At 53.0% G+C, this 17,001-nt stretch carries 15 protein-coding genes and 1 other RNA gene; all 16 read left to right on the top strand.

Features of this window, described 5'->3' with window-relative positions; translation table 11 throughout:
• Window positions 1–21 precede the first annotated feature (21 nt).
• A complete protein-coding gene (gene rsmI, locus HNQ57_RS11840; protein WP_184463222.1) occupies window positions 22–858 on the top strand; it encodes a 16S rRNA (cytidine(1402)-2'-O)-methyltransferase in 837 nt (278 codons plus the stop codon).
• A gap of 54 nt (window positions 859–912) precedes the next feature.
• Window positions 913–1,263, top strand: an RNA gene (gene rnpB / locus HNQ57_RS11835) — RNase P RNA component class A.
• Between the two features lie 273 nt (window positions 1,264–1,536).
• Entirely contained in the window at window positions 1,537–1,980 is a 444-nt protein-coding gene (gene mraZ, locus HNQ57_RS11830) for a division/cell wall cluster transcriptional repressor MraZ (protein WP_040804143.1), read from the top strand.
• 12 nt (window positions 1,981–1,992) lie between these two features.
• Window positions 1,993–2,934 (top strand): 16S rRNA (cytosine(1402)-N(4))-methyltransferase RsmH, encoded by a 942-nt coding sequence (gene rsmH / locus HNQ57_RS11825; RefSeq protein WP_184463220.1) that lies wholly within the window; start codon window positions 1,993–1,995, stop codon window positions 2,932–2,934.
• A 9-nt stretch (window positions 2,935–2,943) separates the two neighbouring features.
• The gene (gene ftsL / locus HNQ57_RS11820; RefSeq protein WP_184463218.1) at window positions 2,944–3,279 is read left to right on the top strand and encodes a cell division protein FtsL; all 336 of its coding nucleotides are present in this window, start codon (window positions 2,944–2,946) and stop codon (window positions 3,277–3,279) included.
• The gene (locus HNQ57_RS11815; RefSeq protein ID WP_184463216.1) at window positions 3,263–4,987 is read left to right on the top strand and encodes a peptidoglycan D,D-transpeptidase FtsI family protein; all 1,725 of its coding nucleotides are present in this window, start codon (window positions 3,263–3,265) and stop codon (window positions 4,985–4,987) included. The genes ftsL and HNQ57_RS11815 overlap by 17 nt, the downstream gene beginning before the upstream one ends.
• Window positions 4,987–6,465 (top strand): UDP-N-acetylmuramoyl-L-alanyl-D-glutamate--2,6-diaminopimelate ligase, encoded by a 1,479-nt coding sequence (locus HNQ57_RS11810; RefSeq protein WP_184463605.1) that lies wholly within the window; start codon window positions 4,987–4,989, stop codon window positions 6,463–6,465. The genes HNQ57_RS11815 and HNQ57_RS11810 overlap by 1 nt, the downstream gene beginning before the upstream one ends.
• Complete coding sequence (locus HNQ57_RS11805) at window positions 6,462–7,826, top strand: UDP-N-acetylmuramoyl-tripeptide--D-alanyl-D-alanine ligase (RefSeq protein ID WP_184463214.1); 1,365 nt, start codon at window positions 6,462–6,464, stop codon at window positions 7,824–7,826. Before HNQ57_RS11810 ends, HNQ57_RS11805 begins: the two co-directional genes overlap by 4 nt.
• Window position 7,827: 1 nt before the next feature.
• Window positions 7,828–8,910 (top strand): phospho-N-acetylmuramoyl-pentapeptide-transferase, encoded by a 1,083-nt coding sequence (gene mraY, locus HNQ57_RS11800; RefSeq protein WP_008251590.1) that lies wholly within the window; start codon window positions 7,828–7,830, stop codon window positions 8,908–8,910.
• A gap of 22 nt (window positions 8,911–8,932) precedes the next feature.
• The gene (gene murD / locus HNQ57_RS11795; RefSeq protein WP_184463212.1) at window positions 8,933–10,285 is read left to right on the top strand and encodes a UDP-N-acetylmuramoyl-L-alanine--D-glutamate ligase; all 1,353 of its coding nucleotides are present in this window, start codon (window positions 8,933–8,935) and stop codon (window positions 10,283–10,285) included.
• A complete protein-coding gene (gene ftsW, locus HNQ57_RS11790) occupies window positions 10,282–11,424 on the top strand; it encodes a putative lipid II flippase FtsW (RefSeq protein ID WP_184463211.1) in 1,143 nt (380 codons plus the stop codon). Before murD ends, ftsW begins: the two co-directional genes overlap by 4 nt.
• The gene (gene murG, locus HNQ57_RS11785; protein WP_184463210.1) at window positions 11,414–12,499 is read left to right on the top strand and encodes an undecaprenyldiphospho-muramoylpentapeptide beta-N-acetylglucosaminyltransferase; all 1,086 of its coding nucleotides are present in this window, start codon (window positions 11,414–11,416) and stop codon (window positions 12,497–12,499) included. The genes ftsW and murG overlap by 11 nt, the downstream gene beginning before the upstream one ends.
• Entirely contained in the window at window positions 12,489–13,907 is a 1,419-nt protein-coding gene (gene murC, locus HNQ57_RS11780; protein ID WP_184463209.1) for a UDP-N-acetylmuramate--L-alanine ligase, read from the top strand. The genes murG and murC overlap by 11 nt, the downstream gene beginning before the upstream one ends.
• 9 nt (window positions 13,908–13,916) lie before the next feature.
• Window positions 13,917–14,861: a D-alanine--D-alanine ligase gene (locus tag HNQ57_RS11775; RefSeq protein WP_221301688.1), complete on the top strand. Its 945-nt coding sequence runs from the start codon at window positions 13,917–13,919 to the stop codon at window positions 14,859–14,861.
• A 10-nt stretch (window positions 14,862–14,871) separates the two neighbouring features.
• Window positions 14,872–15,657 carry a cell division protein FtsQ/DivIB gene (locus tag HNQ57_RS11770; protein ID WP_184463208.1) on the top strand — a complete coding sequence of 262 codons (786 nt, stop codon included), beginning with the start codon at window positions 14,872–14,874 and terminating at the stop codon, window positions 15,655–15,657.
• Window positions 15,658–15,722: 65 nt separating this feature from the next.
• The gene (gene ftsA, locus HNQ57_RS11765; RefSeq protein WP_184463207.1) at window positions 15,723–16,952 is read left to right on the top strand and encodes a cell division protein FtsA; all 1,230 of its coding nucleotides are present in this window, start codon (window positions 15,723–15,725) and stop codon (window positions 16,950–16,952) included.
• The last annotated feature ends 49 nt before the right edge of the window (window positions 16,953–17,001 follow it).

Here is a 17,001-nt window from a genome sequence, read left to right as displayed (position 1 = left end):
ATTGTCAATGAGGCCGCTGTTGTGGAAATTAGCCCCACCCTTTACGTTGTTGCAACGCCAATAGGGAATTTGGCCGATATGGTACCCCGAGCCATAGAGGTCCTACAAACGGTTGCGCTCATTGCGGCGGAAGATACTCGCCACAGTCGTACATTACTGAGCCATTTTGACATTGATACACCCTTAGTGGCTTATCATGATCACAGTAATAATGCCGCTCTGGAGCGCTTGCTCGGGCATTTGCGCAACGGTAAGGATTTAGCGCTTATTTCCGATGCCGGAACCCCGCTAGTATCGGATCCTGGCTATAAATTGGTCGATCTCGCGCTGCGCGAGGGCTTTAAAGTGGTTCCGATCCCCGGCGCCTGTGCGGTGATTGCTGCGTTGAGTGTGGCTGGTTTACCCTCAGATCGCTTTATGTTCGAGGGCTTTTTGCCCGCCAAACAACATGCGCGGCAGGGGGTGTTCAAAGCCCTGCTGCGAGAGCGCCGAACCATGATTTTTTACGAGGCGCCCCACCGCATAAAAGACTGTGTGGCTGACGTCCTTGCCGTCATGGGGCCCGAGCGAGTGGTCGTTCTGGCGAGAGAAATCACCAAAATGTTTGAGACGGTCAAGCGCCTCCCTGCTGCCGAGATGCTGGAGTTTATAAGCGCAGACAGTAATCAGCAGCGTGGTGAATGTGTGTTGTTAATTGCGGGCTTTGCGGGTGACGAGGGTCTGCCTGTCGAAGTCATCGAAATGTTGGATATACTGCGAGAAGACCTTCCGCTTAAGCAGGCGGCGGCGCTGTGCGCAAAAATTAGCGGCATTAAGAAGAATCAGTTATACCAGTATGGAATTGAGCACCCATTGTAAAGGTCTGTGGAAATAGCACTTGCGCCGCCGTTAACTACTGGTTATTCTTACAGGTGAGTCGGCCAGACGATCGCTCGGCAGTTCGCTGCAGGGAGGAAAGTCCGGGCTCCGCAGGGCAAGGCGCCAGGTAACTCCTGGGAGGTGCGAGCCTACGGAAAGTGCAACAGAAAATACACCGCCTACGTAGCGCAAGCTGCCGGTAAGGTTGAAATGGTGCGGTAAGAGCGCACCGCGCGACTGGCAACAGTTCGTGGCATGGTAAACCCCGCCTGGAGCAAGGCCAAATAGGAATCCAATGCTGTGGCCCACAGTGGATTCGGGTAGGCTGCTAGAGGTCTGCGGTGACGCAGATCCCAGATGAATGGTCGTCCAAGACAGAACCCGGCTTATCGGCCGACTCACTTTTTATTCCCCTTCTATTGCATAAAAAAGCCAGAACTTAATGTAGTGCATTAAGTTGGTGCTCTATCCTTTTGTTTCCTCAAATTAAGCTCCTCAAAACCCATCCTCGTTAGCGCGTTTTAGCCGCAAGTTACTGACATTTTTAAGAAAAATCCCTCTATTTAGGTCCCAGTCTCGCTTGACACTAGGGCTTGCAAGTTCCTATAGTGTCGTTTAGTGGGTAGAAGTGGTTTTTTGTGGTGTTTTGGGGTTTTTGAAGCGAAGAAGGTGGGTTTTGTGTTCCTAGGTAGTCATGCAATCACAATGGACAGTAAGGGGCGTTTGGCGATTCCAGCCAAAATACGCGATGCCCTTGTGTCTGCTTGTGATGGCCGCTTGGTGATCACCGCGCATACCGAAGAGCGCTGTCTGTTGGTTTATCCCGAGCCCCAGTGGTTGGATTTACTGCCCAAGATTGAGGCCTTGCCGAATATACATCGCAAGGCGCGGCTGGCTCAGCGGCTGTTGCTGGGTTATGCCACCCCTTTAGAAATGGATGCCAATGGTCGGGTGCTGTTGCCGCCGCCATTACGCGATTACGCTGATCTTGAAAAGAAATTACTACTAGTGGGTCAGGGTAAAAAATTAGAGCTGTGGAGTGAGTCAGGTTGGTTCGACTGGCTCGGTGCAGCGGGAGAGGGTGACGATATGCCGGACGAGATGTTGTCACTGTCACTGTAGAGAGTGAGTCATTTGGAACAGCATTTAACAGTATTGCTCGAGGAGGCCGTTGCGGCACTGGTAACCGATACCAGTGGGCTTTATATCGACGGCACTTTTGGCCGTGGTGGCCACAGTCGGCAGATACTGGAAGGCTTGAGCGCTGAAGGCCGTTTACTCGGGATCGATAAAGACGCCCAAGCATTTTCTGAAGGTCTTGAATTAGCGCAGGCGGATCAGCGCTTCCACATTGCACGAGGTTCCTTCGCTGATTTTGCCGAGCTGGCCGCGTCGAGTGGCTTGGCTGCGCCGTTTACTGGTGTGCTATTGGACTTGGGCGTTTCATCGCCACAGTTGGATCAGGCGGAGCGCGGCTTTAGTTTTATGCGCGACGGCGATTTAGATATGCGCATGGACGTCGATCGCGGCATGAGTGCGGCGCAGTGGATTGCAGTGGCCGACGAAGCAGAGATTACCAAAGTGCTGCGGGATTACGGCGAAGAGCGTTTCGCCAAACGTATTGCTAGAGCGATTATTGCCGCGCGTGAAGAAGAGCCGATTACGCGCACTTTGCAGTTGGCCAAAATAGTTACTGAGGCTAATCCCGCGTGGGAAAAGCATAAGCATCCGGCAACGCGTAGTTTTCAAGCGATTCGAATTTTTATCAATGACGAGTTAACAGATTTAGAAAAGCTGCTGAGCAAGGTTGTTGATAGTTTGGATGTGGGTGGGCGCTTGGTCGTCATCAGCTTTCACTCCTTAGAAGACCGCATAGTAAAGCGTTTTATGCGCCGCCAAGCAGAAGGTGAGCAGGTGCCCGCTTATATACCGGTTACCGAAAGTCAGCGCAATCGCAAGCTGAAGCTGATTGGTAAGGCGGTAAAGGCAAGCGATCATGAAGTCGCTTTGAACCCCCGGTCGCGCAGCGCGGTAATGCGCGTGGCGGAAAAACTCGCGTATGACGAGTGTGCCTAAGGGTGATTTATGTTGGAAGGAAAACAGCGCAATAGCATGAGAAATGCGGTGTCGACGCCGGCACCGTTGGGTGGCGTGTTAGCCCCAGCCTTGCTCATTCTGGTGGTTTTGTCATGTATTGCGGTGATTCAGAGTTCACATAAAAGCCGAAAATTATTTGGTGAGCTACAGGACCTGCGCCGCGATGCAATGTCTCTGGAAGAAGAGTGGGGACGTTTATTGCTAGAGCAGAGTACGTGGGCGTCACCGGATCGCGTGCAAGATGTGGCAATACAAAAATTGAAAATGCAGGCGCCCAAAATGAGGGAAGTCAAAATGGTTCGGGGTTATGGTAAAGCAGGCTAAAGTTCAAATATCGCCCTGGCGCTTCCGAATCGTGGTCGGCAGTCTGCTGCTGCTCGCCTTATTATTGGCGTGGCGAGCGCTAAGTTTGCAGGTCTTGGATGTCGATCGCGGCTACCAATTCTTGCAGGGCCAAGGCAATGCGCGGACCAATCGCACCGAAGTAATCCCTGCTCATCGTGGAATCATTGCCGATCGTAATGGCGAGCCCCTCGCTGTCAGTACGCCCGTGGCGTCTATTTGGGCCAATCCTCAGGAATTGCAGAGTGCGAAAGGCGACTGGGCACGCTTGGCGACGGCGCTCGAGATGTCGTCGAGCGAATTGTCGCGGCGAGTAGAGCGCTATCGCGACAGCCAATTCATGTATTTGCGCCGTCACGTTGCGCCAGCCGCAGCACAAACACTTATGCAAATGAAAATTCCCGGTGTGTATTTGCAGCGGGAATATCGTCGCTTTTACCCCGCCGGTGAGGTCACCGCACATTTGCTGGGCTTTACCGATATCGATGATCGTGGTCAGGAAGGTCTGGAGCTGACCTACGATGAATGGCTTAACGGAACCCCCGGACGCAAGCGGGTGTTAAAGGATTTGTACGGCAATATTATCAGGGAGATCGACGCCGGGGAGGCGGCCAGCCCCGGCAAAGATGTCCAACTGAGTATTGATCTGCGCTTGCAGTATCTCGCTTACCGCGAATTGAAAGCAGCAATAAATCGAACCGGCGCTAAAGCCGGTTCGATCGTTATTATTGACAGTGAAACAGGTGAAGTTTTGGCGCTGGTTAACCAGCCCTCATTTAACCCAAATAATCGCAGCCAGTTAAGCCCGGATGCGCTGCGCAACCGCGCGGTTATCGATATGTTTGAGCCAGGCTCCACCGTAAAGCCTTTGACCATGGTGGCGGCTCTGGAAAGTGGTAAGTACCAGCCCGACACCACCATCAATACTAATCCTGGGTATATCAAAGTCGGTCGGAAAGTTTTAGAAGATCACCGTAATTACGGTGTGCTTACCGTGGCAGAAGTGTTGAAAAAATCCAGCCAAGTCGGTACCACAAAAATTGCGCTCTCCCTTAACGAACATGACGTTTGGGGCGTGTTTGATCGCTTTGGCTTGGGGCGCAGTACTAGCTCAGGGTTTCCTGGTGAAAGCAACGGCATGCTGCCAAATCGGCCTAATTGGCGTGCTATCGAGCGCGCAACGTTTGCCTTTGGCTACGGTATTACGGTTACCAATTTACAGTTAGCCCAAGCTTATTCGGTGTTTGCTAATCGCGGTATTTTTCAGCAAGTATCTTTGCTGAAGCGCACTGAAAAGCCAACTCAGCAGCAAGTTATTTCAGCAAAAATTGCGCGTCAGGTCGTTGATATGTTGGAGGAAGTGACTGAGCTGGGTGGCACGGCTACGCGGGCGCAGGTAGACGCCTATCGCATTGCCGGCAAAACCGGAACGTCGCACAAGGCGATTGCTGGCGGCTATGCCGAAGACCGCTATTTTGCCATTTTCGCCGGTGTAGCGCCGGCCAGTAATCCCAGGATTGTGGCGGTAGTGACCATCGATGAACCTAAGGGTGATTATTATGGTGGTTTGGTTGCTGCGCCGGTCTTTTCCAAGGTGGTATCTGATGCCCTGCGCCTGTTAAATATCGCGCCGGACAATATCGAGGCAGCCGAGCCTAAACCCAAAACTAAGGGAGATGCGGCAGCGTGATGGTAGACCAGCAGAACTACACATTACCGAGATTGTTAGGCGATTTACTACCTGACTTAAGTCAGGAAGTTGCCGCGTTGCCCGTCACTGGTTTGGCAATAGATAGTCGCAAGGTTCAAGCTGGCGATGTCTTTTTGGCGATCAAGGGGCACGAAGTCGATGGCCGTGATTATATTCACGCCGCCATTACGGCGGGTGCTGTTGCCGTTATCGCGGATGCGCCCTTCGATGCCGCGCAATGGTCGCTGCCGGTAGTCGTCATTGAACGTTTAGAAACGCATATCAGTGAAATCGCTGGGCGCTTTTATGGTTTGCCTTCACGGCAACTGCAGCTCATCGGTATCACGGGTACCAATGGTAAAACCTCATGTGCGTGGATGGTGGCGCAATTACTGGAAGCCATTGGTCAGCCCTGTGGGCTCATTGGCACTCTTGGTAATGGTCGCTTTGGTCGCCTAAATAGCGGCAATAACACCACGCCAGATGCCGTGTCAGTGCAGGCATTGCTCAGTGAGTGGCGTGATGGCGGCGCAAATTGGGCGGCAATGGAAGTTTCGTCCCACGGTTTGGCTCAGCATCGGGTGGCAGCATTAAATTTCTCTGCTGCGGTATTTACGAATCTTAGCCAAGACCACCTTGACTACCATGGTTCGATGGAAGCGTACGGCGCGGAAAAAGCGCGCCTGTTGAACTGGCCTAATCTGCCGCTGGCCGTTATCAATCGCGATGATGAATTTGGTCGTAAGCTCATGGCTGAATCCACGGCCGAACTATTAATTGATTTTAGTATTATTGATTCGCAGGCCAAGGTGTATGCCGAAAATACCGTCTGCGATATGCAGGGGATCGCGGCACAAATCTGCAGTCCTTGGGGAAATTTTCAATTGCAGTCACCCCTGTTGGGCGAATTTAATTTGTCCAACCTGGTGGCCGCCGCCGCGGTGTTATTGGGATTGGGTGTCACTGTCGATGCGATAGCCGAGGCGATACCAAAATTAAAACCTGTGCCGGGCCGTATGGAATGCCTGCGCTCCACCGATGGCGTGTTGGCGGTTATTGATTACGCGCATACGCCAGATGCGCTGGAAAAGGTGCTCAAATCCTTGCGGCCAATTACCGCCGGTAAATTGCGTTGTGTAATGGGTTGTGGCGGTGACCGAGATCGTAGTAAGCGGCCACTGATGGGCGCGATCGCCGAAAAATTTTCCGATGCGGTGGTGGTGACCAACGACAATCCCCGCTCGGAATCGGCGACCGCTATTATCGCGGAAATTTGTGCGGGTATGCGCGGTGCTCCACTGGTGGTTGCTGAGCGCGATGCCGCAATCGCGAACGCAATCGCTGCGGCTAAACCGGGCGACGTTGTATTAATTGCTGGCAAAGGTCACGAAGAATATCAAGAAATCGCTGGGCGTCGTTTGCCCTTTAGCGATATTCAGTGTGCTCGGCTGGCACTGGCAGCGAGGTCGGGCTTATGATCGGCGCGCTAAATTTACAGACTATTGCGACGGTTACTGGTGGCGTGCTCACGGGTACAGATACCTCTGTTGAGGTGGTTTGTACTGACAGCCGCAAAGTTCAGGCTGGTGATTTATTCATTGCCTTAAGCGGCGATAATTTTGATGGTAATCAATTTGTTGGCGTAGCGAAGGATGCTGGTGCCGTTGCCAGTGTTGTTAGCGACGCAACGGATCTTCTGCCTAATATTCGGGTCTCAGATACCCGTCGTGCGCTGGGCTTGATTGCTCGCGAAAATCGTCGTCGTTTTACTGGTCCACTTGTTGCCATTACCGGTAGCAGCGGAAAAACCAGTACTAAAGAAATGTTGGCTGCAATTTTTGCTCAGTGTGGTGAGGTTTATGCCACTGTCGGCAATTTAAATAACGAGATCGGTGTGCCGCTTAGTCTGCTGGCGATCTCTGCGCAACACCAGTTTGCGGTGATTGAAATGGGCGCCGCAAAACAGGGTGATATCCACTACCTCTGCGAGTTTGCTGAACCTACTATTGCGGTGCTAACCAATGCTCAGCACGCGCATATTGAAGGTTTCGGTTCGCTGACGGCAGTGGCAGAAACCAAGGGCGGGATATTTCGCGGTTTAGCGAAGGGCGGCCTCGCCATTATCAACGCTGATGATGCGCACTGTTCACTGTGGCAGTCCTATGCCAGCCATGTGCAGCAGCGCCTATTCAGCCTGGTACGGGAGGATGTCGATGTGTTTGCGCGTGATATTGATCTGAGTGAGCCGGGCAAAGTCCGTTTTGAGTTGGTGAGTTTTGCCGGCAGTGCCAAGGTGTGCATGCCCTTGTCCGGGCGGCATATGGTGGCCAATGCCTTAGCGGCCGCTGCAGCGGCTCTTTCGGCGGGTGCGAGTTTAGGCGAAGTGGTGAGTGGCCTAGAGTCGGTACGCGGCGTGAGCGGCCGTCTACTGCGCCGCAATGTCGCCGGAATTGAACTGATCGATGATAGTTACAACGCGAACCCTGGTTCGGTGCGAGCGGCAATTGACGTGCTGGCATCGAGTCATGGCCGAAAAGTTCTCGCCCTTGGTCACATGGCGGAGCTGGGTGCAGAGGCCGCTCAGCAGCATCGGGAAATAGCGGCTTATGCCAGAGAAAATCGACTTGATGCCGTTTTCTTTGCGGGTGAATACGCCAGCATAATGGCGACTGAGTTTGGTCGGAATGCATACGCATTTGACAATAAGCCGGATTTAATCGCGGCATTAAAAAATTATTTAGAAGTAGGGGATACGGTTTTGGTTAAGGGTTCGCGCAGCGCGGAAATGGAAGTGGTTGTCGACGCATTGGCGACCGATTTAGTGCAGAGGGGCAACTGATATGTTGCTGCTACTTGCTGAATATTTAACTCAATACGTTAGCGCATTTGCGGTTTTCCAGTACTTGAGTATTCGCGGCATACTTGGCGTGTTAACGGCGCTGGCCATATCCCTAATGATCGGCCCAGTGATGATCCGCAAGCTTAATTTTCATCAAATAGGGCAATCTGTACGCGATGACGGTCCGCAATCGCACCTCAGTAAATCAGGCACACCGACAATGGGCGGCGCTTTGATATTGGTTGCGATTTTTATTAGCACCTTGTTGTGGTCAGATCTGAAGAACCATTATGTGTGGACTGTATTGATTGTCACCGCGATTTTTGGCGCGGTGGGCTGGGTAGACGATTATCGTAAGGTGATTGAGCGCAATCCGCGTGGATTGCCCGCTCGGTGGAAATATTTTTGGCAAAGTGTGGCCGGACTAGGCGCTGCAATATATTTATACATGACTGCAGACAGCGCCGTAAGCACGCAGTTGTTCTTACCCTTTTTGAAGAATGTTAGCTGGCAAATGGGCCCACTGTTTATTCTGCTGACTTATTTTGTGATTGTCGGTGCCAGCAACGCGGTGAATTTAACGGATGGTCTTGATGGCTTGGCTATTTTACCAACGGTAATGGTGGGTGCTGCGCTCGGCTTGATTGCCTACCTTACCGGCAACGTGAAATTTGCAGAGTATTTGCATATTCCCTATGTGGCGGGCGCGGGTGAACTCATTGTTATTTGTGGTGCCCTAGCGGGCGCGGGGCTTGGCTTTCTGTGGTTTAACACCTATCCGGCGCAAGTGTTTATGGGCGATGTTGGCGCCTTGGCTTTGGGAGCAACGCTGGGAACCATTGCCGTAATTACCCGCCATGAAATTGTATTTTTTATTATGGGCGGCATTTTTGTGTTGGAAACCGTGTCGGTTATTTTGCAAGTTGCGTCTTTTAAATTAACCGGCCGCCGTATTTTCCGTATGGCGCCGATCCATCATCATTTTGAATTAAAGGGTTGGCCAGAGCCACGGGTTATTGTGCGGTTTTGGATTATTACGGTGATGCTGGTGCTATTTGGTCTAGCGACATTAAAACTACGCTAAGAAAAAGGGAGTTATACGTAAGGTGAGTTTGATCGCATCCGACAATAGGCGGGTCATTATCGGTGTAGGTAAAACCGGGCTTTCGATCGCCCGTTATTTTACCCGCCGTGGTCTGTCTTTTGCGATTGCCGACAGCCGCGATGCGCCGCCGGAGCTGGAGTTGTTTCGCGCGGAATTTCCCAATGTAACGCCAATTCTTGGGGCGTTTACCACCGATCAATTTTTATCGGCAACCGAGCTTGTTATCAGTCCGGGTATTTCTTTGGCGGAGCCAGCAATTGCGACGGCGAAAGCCGCTGGTGTTGCAATTACTGGCGATATTGAATGGTTCTGTCGTGAAGCCAAAGCGCCAATCGTCGCCATTACCGGTTCAAACGGCAAGAGTACCGTGACCACGCTCGTGGCTGAAATGGCTGTTAATGCTGGGTGGCGTTGCGCGGTAGGCGGCAATCTTGGCACGCCTGCGCTGGAGTTGTTGGACGATCGAGCCGAGCTCTATGTGCTTGAATTGTCGTCATTCCAATTGGAACGCTGCGCATTTATCGGCGCCGAAGTGGCAACAGTACTGAATGTCAGTGAAGATCATTTAGATCATCACGGCAGTATGATCGCCTACCACCAAGCCAAACACCGTATATTTCGTGATTGTAAAAAAGTCGTTGTTAATCGTGACGACGCATTAAGTACGCCGCTGGTTCCAGATGCTGTTGAAAAATGGAGCTTTGGTTTAGGGCGCTCCGATTTCCGTGCCTTTGGGCTAATGGATGAAGACGGCGAGCAATACCTCGCGTTGGCGAGAGAAGCTTTATTGCCTGTATCGGCGCTGAAAGTTGCGGGCAGCCACAATATTAGCAATGCCATGGCGGCGCTGGCCTTGGGTGCGGCGGCGGGCCTGCCTATGAGCGCAATGCTCAGTACGCTGACAGAATTTACGGGTTTGTCTCATCGCTGTCAGTTTGTTGCGCAGTGGCAAGGCTTGCGATTTTATAACGACTCCAAAGGCACCAATGTTGGCGCGGCAGTGTCTGCGCTACGGGGATTAAGCGGCGAAAGCAAAGTCGTCTTAATTGCCGGCGGTGTCGGCAAGGGCGCAGATTTTAAACCGCTGATTGAAACCCTGCTGAGCGTCGGGCGGGCAGTGGTCTTTATTGGTGAAGCTGGACCCGCCATGCACGCGCTGCTCGATGGCCGCTTGCCTGCACAGTTATGCGCAGATATGCCAGCCGCAGTTCGTGCGGCAACGGCCTATGCTGAGGCCGGTGATGTGGTGTTGCTGTCACCAGCTTGTGCGAGCTTTGACATGTTTAGCAATTACGAGCATCGCGGTGAGGTTTTCGCTGAGTCGGTACTGGCGCTGACCGGGGGGCTGCAATGAGCGGCTACCTTCAGCAGCGCTGGGAAGAATTGGGGCGATTTGATCGGCATTTACAATTGTTGCTGCTCGCGCTGTTGGCGATTGGTTTTGTCGCCATGACATCGGCTTCGGTTGAGCATGCGGCGAGTCGGTATGACGACGCCTTCTTTTTCGCAAAGCGCTATTTTTTCCATTTTAGTTTGGCATTTGTCCTTAGCGTGGTCATGTATTTGACGCCGGTCGATCTCTGGGAGCGCACTGGTTGGCTCTGGCTATTGTTGGGTTTTGTCTTGTTAGCGCTGGTGCTGATTCCCGGTGTAGGCAAAGAAGTTAACGGCAGTCGTCGGTGGTTGGGTGTGGGGCCGCTAACCCTGCAGGCGTCTGAGTTCGTAAAGCTGTGTGTCATTTTTTATCTCGCCGGATATTTAGTGCGGCGTCGCGACGAAGTGCGCCAGAGTTGGTCCGGTTTTGTAAAACCCATGGCTTTACTATTTGCGGTGACCTTACTGCTCATGCTCGAGCCGGATTTCGGCGCGACGGTTGTTACCGCGGGCACAGCTTTTGTGATGATTTTTTTGGGCGGGGTAAAACTCGGTCAATTTTTGCTGGTTATTTTGAGTTGTGTCGCGGGTGCGGTGGCCATGGTCATCTTTGAACCTTATCGCATGAAGCGCTTAACCGCGTTCACCGACCCCTGGGCAGATCAATTCAATACCGGTTATCAGCTCACTCAGTCGCTTATTGCCTTTGGTCGTGGGCAAATAAGCGGCGTGGGTCTGGGGAATAGCGTACAGAAATTATTTTATTTGCCCGAGGCGCACACCGATTTTGTGTACGCCATTTTTGCGGAAGAATTCGGGATTATTGGTAGCTTGTTGGTATTGGTGTTGTTCGCGGGATTAGTTGGCAGAATTTTATTTATTGGTCGCTATGCGGAAATGATGGGCAAGCAATTCCACGCCTTTGTGGCCTATGGCATTGCGGTCATGATTAGCGGGCAGGCCTTTATCAATATGGGTGTAAATACCGGCTTGTTACCAACTAAGGGCTTAACACTGCCGTTTTTTAGTTACGGCGGCAGCAGCTTAATAGTGTGTATGGCAATGGTGTCTCTGGTGGCGCGAATCGAACTGGAATGTCGGAGGCAAGATGGCCGCTGATCAGACCGTACTAATGATGGCCGGTGGTACCGGCGGGCATGTGTTCCCCGCATTGGCGGTTGCTTCGGCACTGGCCGAACGCAATGTCAGCGTGCATTGGCTGGGCACCGCGGCAGGTATTGAGGCGCGCTTAGTACCGGCAGCCGGTCTGCCGCTGCACTGTTTAAATATGGCGGGCGTACGAGGCAAAAACCCCTTGTTTCGTGTACTGGCAATTGCCAAAGCTATGCTCGCGGTTGTGCAGAGCATGCGCTTGATTTGGAAGTTAAAACCATTTTGCGTGGTGGGCATGGGTGGTTATGCCTCTGGTCCTGGTGGTTTGGCGGCAAAGCTGCTGGGCGTGCCGGTATTGATTCAAGAGCAAAACGCGGTAGCGGGCACAACCAATCGTTTATTGGCAAAAATTGCCCGGCTTTGCCTGACTGGCTACCCCATCGCCTTGGGTGGTGAGCGCAATCGTTATATTGGCAATCCGGTGCGTCGCGAGATTGCCGAGCTTGCGCTGCCAGCGACTCGCTGGGCAGAGCGCAGCGACAATTTGCGGGTGTTAGTTTTAGGCGGCAGTTTAGGCGCCAAGCCAATAAATGATGTGGTGCTAGCTACGTGGCAGAAGCTTGGCGAGGCGCAGCGGCCGACCTTATGGCATCAGACTGGCCGCGCCCACGAAGAACAAGTACAGCAGGCGTATCAGAACGCCGGAATAGCGGTTCGCGCCGAAGCGTTTATTGAGGATATGGCGGCCGCTTATAGCTGGGCCGATGTGGTTATTTGTCGTGCAGGGGCATTGACGGTAGCCGAACTCGCGGCGGCAGGCGTGCCAGCACTGTTAGTGCCGTTGCCCCATGCCATTGACGATCATCAGCGCGCAAATGCGCAGTGGTTTGTGGATGGCGGCGCCGGTGAAATTATTGATCAGTCAGTTTTTAATGCTGACGTTTTATGTAAATGGTTGGAAAGCGATAGTGCGAATCGGGAGTCATTGTTGAATAGCGCGGAGGCCGCAAGACGGCTCGCCAAAATAGATGCCGCTGACGTTGCCGCAAATTATTGTATGGAGTTTGCCAATGAGTCCTAAGCACCCCTTTGTGGTTCCAGAAATGCGCAGAGTCAAACGCATACATTTCGTTGGTATTGGCGGTGCCGGTATGTGCGGTATTGCCGAGGTGCTACTGAACCTGGGTTATGTGGTTTCAGGTTCTGATCTAAAAGCTTCGCCCAGTACTGCGCGGTTGCAGCAATTGGGCGCGCGAGTTGCTTTTGGCCATCGCGGCGAGAATATTGGCGACTCCGATGTAGTGGTGGTGTCCAGTGCGGTTAATGAGAGTAACCCAGAAGTGGCCGCTGCCCGCCAGTTGCGGGTGCCTATTGTGCGTCGCGCTGAAATGCTGGCTGAGCTAATGCGTTATCGTCACGGCATTGCGGTGGCTGGCACCCATGGTAAAACCACCACGACTAGTTTGATTACGGCTATTTTTGCGGAGGCGGGTCTTGATCCTACCTTTGTTATCGGCGGCCTGGTTAACAGCGCAGGCACCAATGCGGCATTAGGCGAGAGTCGCTACTTGGTGGCGGAGGCCGACGAGAGCGATGCTTCCTTCTTGCATTTGCAACCCATGGTGTCGGTGATTACCAATATTGAAGCCGATCATATGGCGACCTATGACGGTGATTTTAGCAAGTTGAAACGTACCTTTATCGAGTTTCTGCACAACTTACCTTTTTACGGTATGGCGGTGGTTTGTGTGGATGACCCAGTGGTGCGCGACATTATGCCGGACATTGGCCGCCCCACATTGACCTATGGCTTTAGTGAAGACGCGGATTTTCGTATTCACTCGCTGCAAAAACTGGGTATGCAGAGCCGCTTTAATGTAATGCGGCCAGATGGCAGTGATATTGAGTTGAGTATTCAGCAGCCCGGTGTGCATAACGTACTTAATGCGACTGCAGCTGTGGCGGTGGCCACCGACGAGGGCTTGCCGGTAGAGGCTATTTGCAATGGCATTGCCAATTTTCAGGGTGTCGGTCGTCGCTTTCAGCGCTATGGCGAACTGCCATTGGCCGACGGCGAATTTATGTTGGTGGATGACTATGGTCACCACCCGACTGAAGTGGCGGCAACCATATCGGCGGCGCGCCAAGCCTGGCCAGATCGTCGCCTAGTGATGCTGTATCAGCCGCATCGTTATAGTCGCACCAAAGATTTATACGAGGATTTTGTTCGGGTGCTGTCTACCGTCGACAGCCTGTTGCTGTTGGATGTGTATTCGGCTGGTGAAGAGCCGGTGCCGGGCGCCGACAGCCGCAGCCTGTGTCGGAGTATTCGTTTGCAGGGCAATTTGGAGCCGGTATTTGTTGAAAATACTGAGGCCGCCTTTGAAATATTAAAACCCCGTATTCGCCCCGGTGATGTTTTGCTCACTCAAGGCGCGGGCAATATCGGCGCGGTAGCGTTGCAATTAGCTAATCAGGATTGGGTGTAGGTCGCGGCAATGAGTGACATGACGGTAGCAAACATAAATCAGGCGATTGGCGGCAAGCTAGCTGTGCTGTTGGGCGGCCGCTCGGCAGAGCGTGCAATTTCCCTGAAAAGCGGCGCAGCAGTGATGGCGGCATTTGAGCGTCAAGGCATTAGGGTTGAAGGCATCGATGTGGCCGATGCCGATTGGATGCAGCGTCTCAATGGCGAGTTTCGTCAGGTGTTTATTGCACTGCATGGCCCTGGCGGCGAAGACGGCACCGTGCAAGGCGCACTGGAATGCATGGGCATTGGCTATACCGGCAGCGGTGTAATGGCCTCGGCACTGGCGATGGATAAATTCCGCTGCAAGCTGCTGTGGTTGGGCTTGGGTTTGTCGACTCCGCGCTTTGCCGAGTTAACGGCGAATAGCGATTGGCAGGGCATTATTGATGACTTCGGTCCGGTCATTGTTAAGCCTGCCTGCGAAGGGTCGAGTATTGGTATGGCCCGCGCGCAGAGTGCGGCAGAGTTGGCTGCCGCGTGGCAAAACGCCCAGGCCTATGGCCGCGTGTTCGCTGAGCAGTGGATTAGCGGCAGCGAATACACCGTTGCGATATTAAATGGCAAGGCCTTGCCCGCCATTAAATTGGAAACCGATGCCGCGTTTTACGATTTTAACGCCAAGTATATTTCTGATGAGACCCGCTATTTATGTCCCTGTGGCTTGAGTGCGGCGGAAGAGCAAGAGCTGAGCGAATTGGCATTGGCGGCGTTTACTAGTCTGGGCTGTGCGGGTTGGGGGCGGGTCGATGTTATGCGCGATGCGGCAGGTAAGTTCTACTTATTAGAAGTGAATACCGTGCCTGGCATGACCGACCACAGTTTGGTGCCGATGGCGGCCAAGCAAGCAGGCTTGGATTTTGAGCATTTGGTGGTAGAAATTTTGGCGGGCAGTATCACGGCGGATGCTAACTGAGATGCAATTAATGAGCGGCAAGCAAAATCGCCTCAAAACGCGCAAGTCGGCGGCCCCAAAAGGGCCGCAGGCGCAGCGCGAATGGGGTCGTATTTTGAACCGCTTGGTGTTGATCGCGGTTGTCATCGCTTTTGTTTATGGCGTTGAGCAGTTAGGGCGTCAACTGGATGCCATACCCGTCGATCGCGTGGTGTTTGCCGGTGATTTGCAGCACGTTAGTCGCAATGTCTTGGTCGACCGCGTGACCGGTCATTTGGCAGTGGGTTATGTCGGTTTGGATCTGGAAGCGATCCAAAGTGAATTAGAACAAGAGCCTTGGGTTTATCGGGCGATAGTAGAGCGGGTTTGGCCTCGGGAATTGAAAATCACCATTGTTGAAGAGGCGCCTATTGCTGCGTGGGGCAGCGGTGGATTGCTAAACCATCGCGGCAAAATATTTTTGCCAGCGAAGGGCGTGGCCGACGACGCCGGTTTACCGCTGCTGAGTGGGCCTGATGGTAGCGCCATAGAAATAATGCGCCAGTACCGCTTGATGAGTCAGTTGCTTGGTGATGAAGAATTAATTTTACAGCGCCTTGAAATGAATGATCGCGGGGCGTGGACGGCGACCTTAAATGGCGGCGCGGTATTGGTATTGGGCCGCTACGAGCCGCTGGAGAAGCTGCGGCGCTTTATGTGGGTGTATCGCCATCAATTGGCGGCGGATTTTGATCGCGTTAAGCGTGTGGATACACGTTATATCAATGGTCTAGCGGTGGCGTGGGATGAAACAAAAGGTGCAAAAGGTAATGGCTAAGGAAATTGCTCTGGCAATGGAGTTGCCGCAGCACAATAGATCGCAAACTTGGGAGAAGCAAAGCAATGGCTAGTTCACACGCAAGCCGGATGATTGTCGGCCTTGATATCGGCACCTCAAAAGTGGTGGCTATCGTTGGCTCGAGCAACGAAGACGGCAAGCTGGAAATTATAGGCATTGGCTCGCACCCGTCTCGCGGTCTGAAAAAAGGGGTGGTGGTCAATATTGAATCCACTGTGCACTCCATTCAGCGCGCGATAGAAGAAGCTGAATTGATGGCTGGCTGCGAAATCCACAGCGTGTATGTGGGTATTGCGGGCAATCACATTCGCAGTCTTAACTCCCACGGCATTGTCGCAATTCGCGATCGCGAAGTGTTTCAGTTGGATTTGGACCGGGTTATCGACGCCGCCCAAGCGGTAGCGATACCTGCCGACCAAAAAGTACTGCACATCTTGCCGCAAGAATTTGTGATCGACGAGCAAGAGGGCATTAAAGAGCCGCTAGGCATGTCTGGGGTCCGCCTAGAAGCCAAGGTGCATTTAGTGACCTGCGCAGTAAATGCGGTGCAAAACATCGAGAAATGCATTCGCCGCTGCGGCCTGGAAGTCGAGGACGTCATTTTGGAACAGCTGGCCTCGAGCTACGCGGTATTGACTGAAGACGAGAAAGAGCTGGGTGTGTGCATGGTGGATATCGGCGGTGGCACCACCGATATCGCGATCTTTACCGACGGTGCGATTCGCCACACCGGCGTGATCCCGATTGCCGGCGATCAGGTCACCAATGACATTGCCATGGCGCTGCGCACCCCGACTCAGTACGCAGAAGAGATCAAAATTAAATACGCCTGCGCGCTGACCCAGCTCGCGGGTGAAGGCGAAATGATTAAGGTGCCCAGTGTTGGCGAGCGCGCCCCGCGGGAATTGTCTCGCCAAGCGCTGGCGGAAGTGGTGGAGCCTCGCTACGACGAATTATTCACGCTAATCCAAGCCGAATTGCGCCGCAGTGGCTACGAAGATTTGTGCGCGGCAGGTATTGTCCTGACCGGCGGCACCTCGAAGATGGAAGGTGTTGTTGAATTGGCAGAAGAGATTTTCCATATGCCGGTGCGAATCGGTGTACCGCAGGATGCACGGGGTTTAACCGATATCGTGCGCAATCCAATTTATTCAACCGGCGTAGGCTTGCTGCATTACGGCATTAAGCATCAAGCGGAGCACGGCGGCCGTGGGCGAGTGAAGCGCAACGGCTTCTTGGCCAGTATGAAACAATGGGTTCAAAACAATTTTTAAGGTGTAAGGCGGCCGTGCCGGCAGCACGGTCAAATATGCAAAAGGGAGA

This window comes from Zhongshania antarctica, assembly GCF_014202945.1.
In the GTDB taxonomy this organism is placed as follows: Bacteria; Pseudomonadota; Gammaproteobacteria; order Pseudomonadales; family Spongiibacteraceae; genus Spongiibacter; species Spongiibacter antarcticus.
The sequence above is the reverse complement of the archived record's forward strand: the minus strand, read 5'-3'. Positions and strand labels throughout refer to the sequence as shown.

Coding starts and splice junctions, on each gene's coding strand:
- ftsL (WP_184463218.1), top strand. CDS start 2,944: ATGTTGGAAGGAAAACAGCGCAATAGCATGAGAAATGCGGTGTCGACG.
- HNQ57_RS11815 (WP_184463216.1), top strand. CDS start 3,263: ATGGTAAAGCAGGCTAAAGTTCAAATATCGCCCTGGCGCTTCCGAATC.
- HNQ57_RS11810 (WP_184463605.1), top strand. CDS start 4,987: ATGGTAGACCAGCAGAACTACACATTACCGAGATTGTTAGGCGATTTA.
- HNQ57_RS11805 (WP_184463214.1), top strand. CDS start 6,462: ATGATCGGCGCGCTAAATTTACAGACTATTGCGACGGTTACTGGTGGC.
- mraY (WP_008251590.1), top strand. CDS start 7,828: ATGTTGCTGCTACTTGCTGAATATTTAACTCAATACGTTAGCGCATTT.
- ftsW (WP_184463211.1), top strand. CDS start 10,282: ATGAGCGGCTACCTTCAGCAGCGCTGGGAAGAATTGGGGCGATTTGAT.
- murG (WP_184463210.1), top strand. CDS start 11,414: ATGGCCGCTGATCAGACCGTACTAATGATGGCCGGTGGTACCGGCGGG.
- murC (WP_184463209.1), top strand. CDS start 12,489: ATGAGTCCTAAGCACCCCTTTGTGGTTCCAGAAATGCGCAGAGTCAAA.
- HNQ57_RS11775 (WP_221301688.1), top strand. CDS start 13,917: ATGAGTGACATGACGGTAGCAAACATAAATCAGGCGATTGGCGGCAAG.
- HNQ57_RS11770 (WP_184463208.1), top strand. CDS start 14,872: ATGAGCGGCAAGCAAAATCGCCTCAAAACGCGCAAGTCGGCGGCCCCA.
- ftsA (WP_184463207.1), top strand. CDS start 15,723: ATGGCTAGTTCACACGCAAGCCGGATGATTGTCGGCCTTGATATCGGC.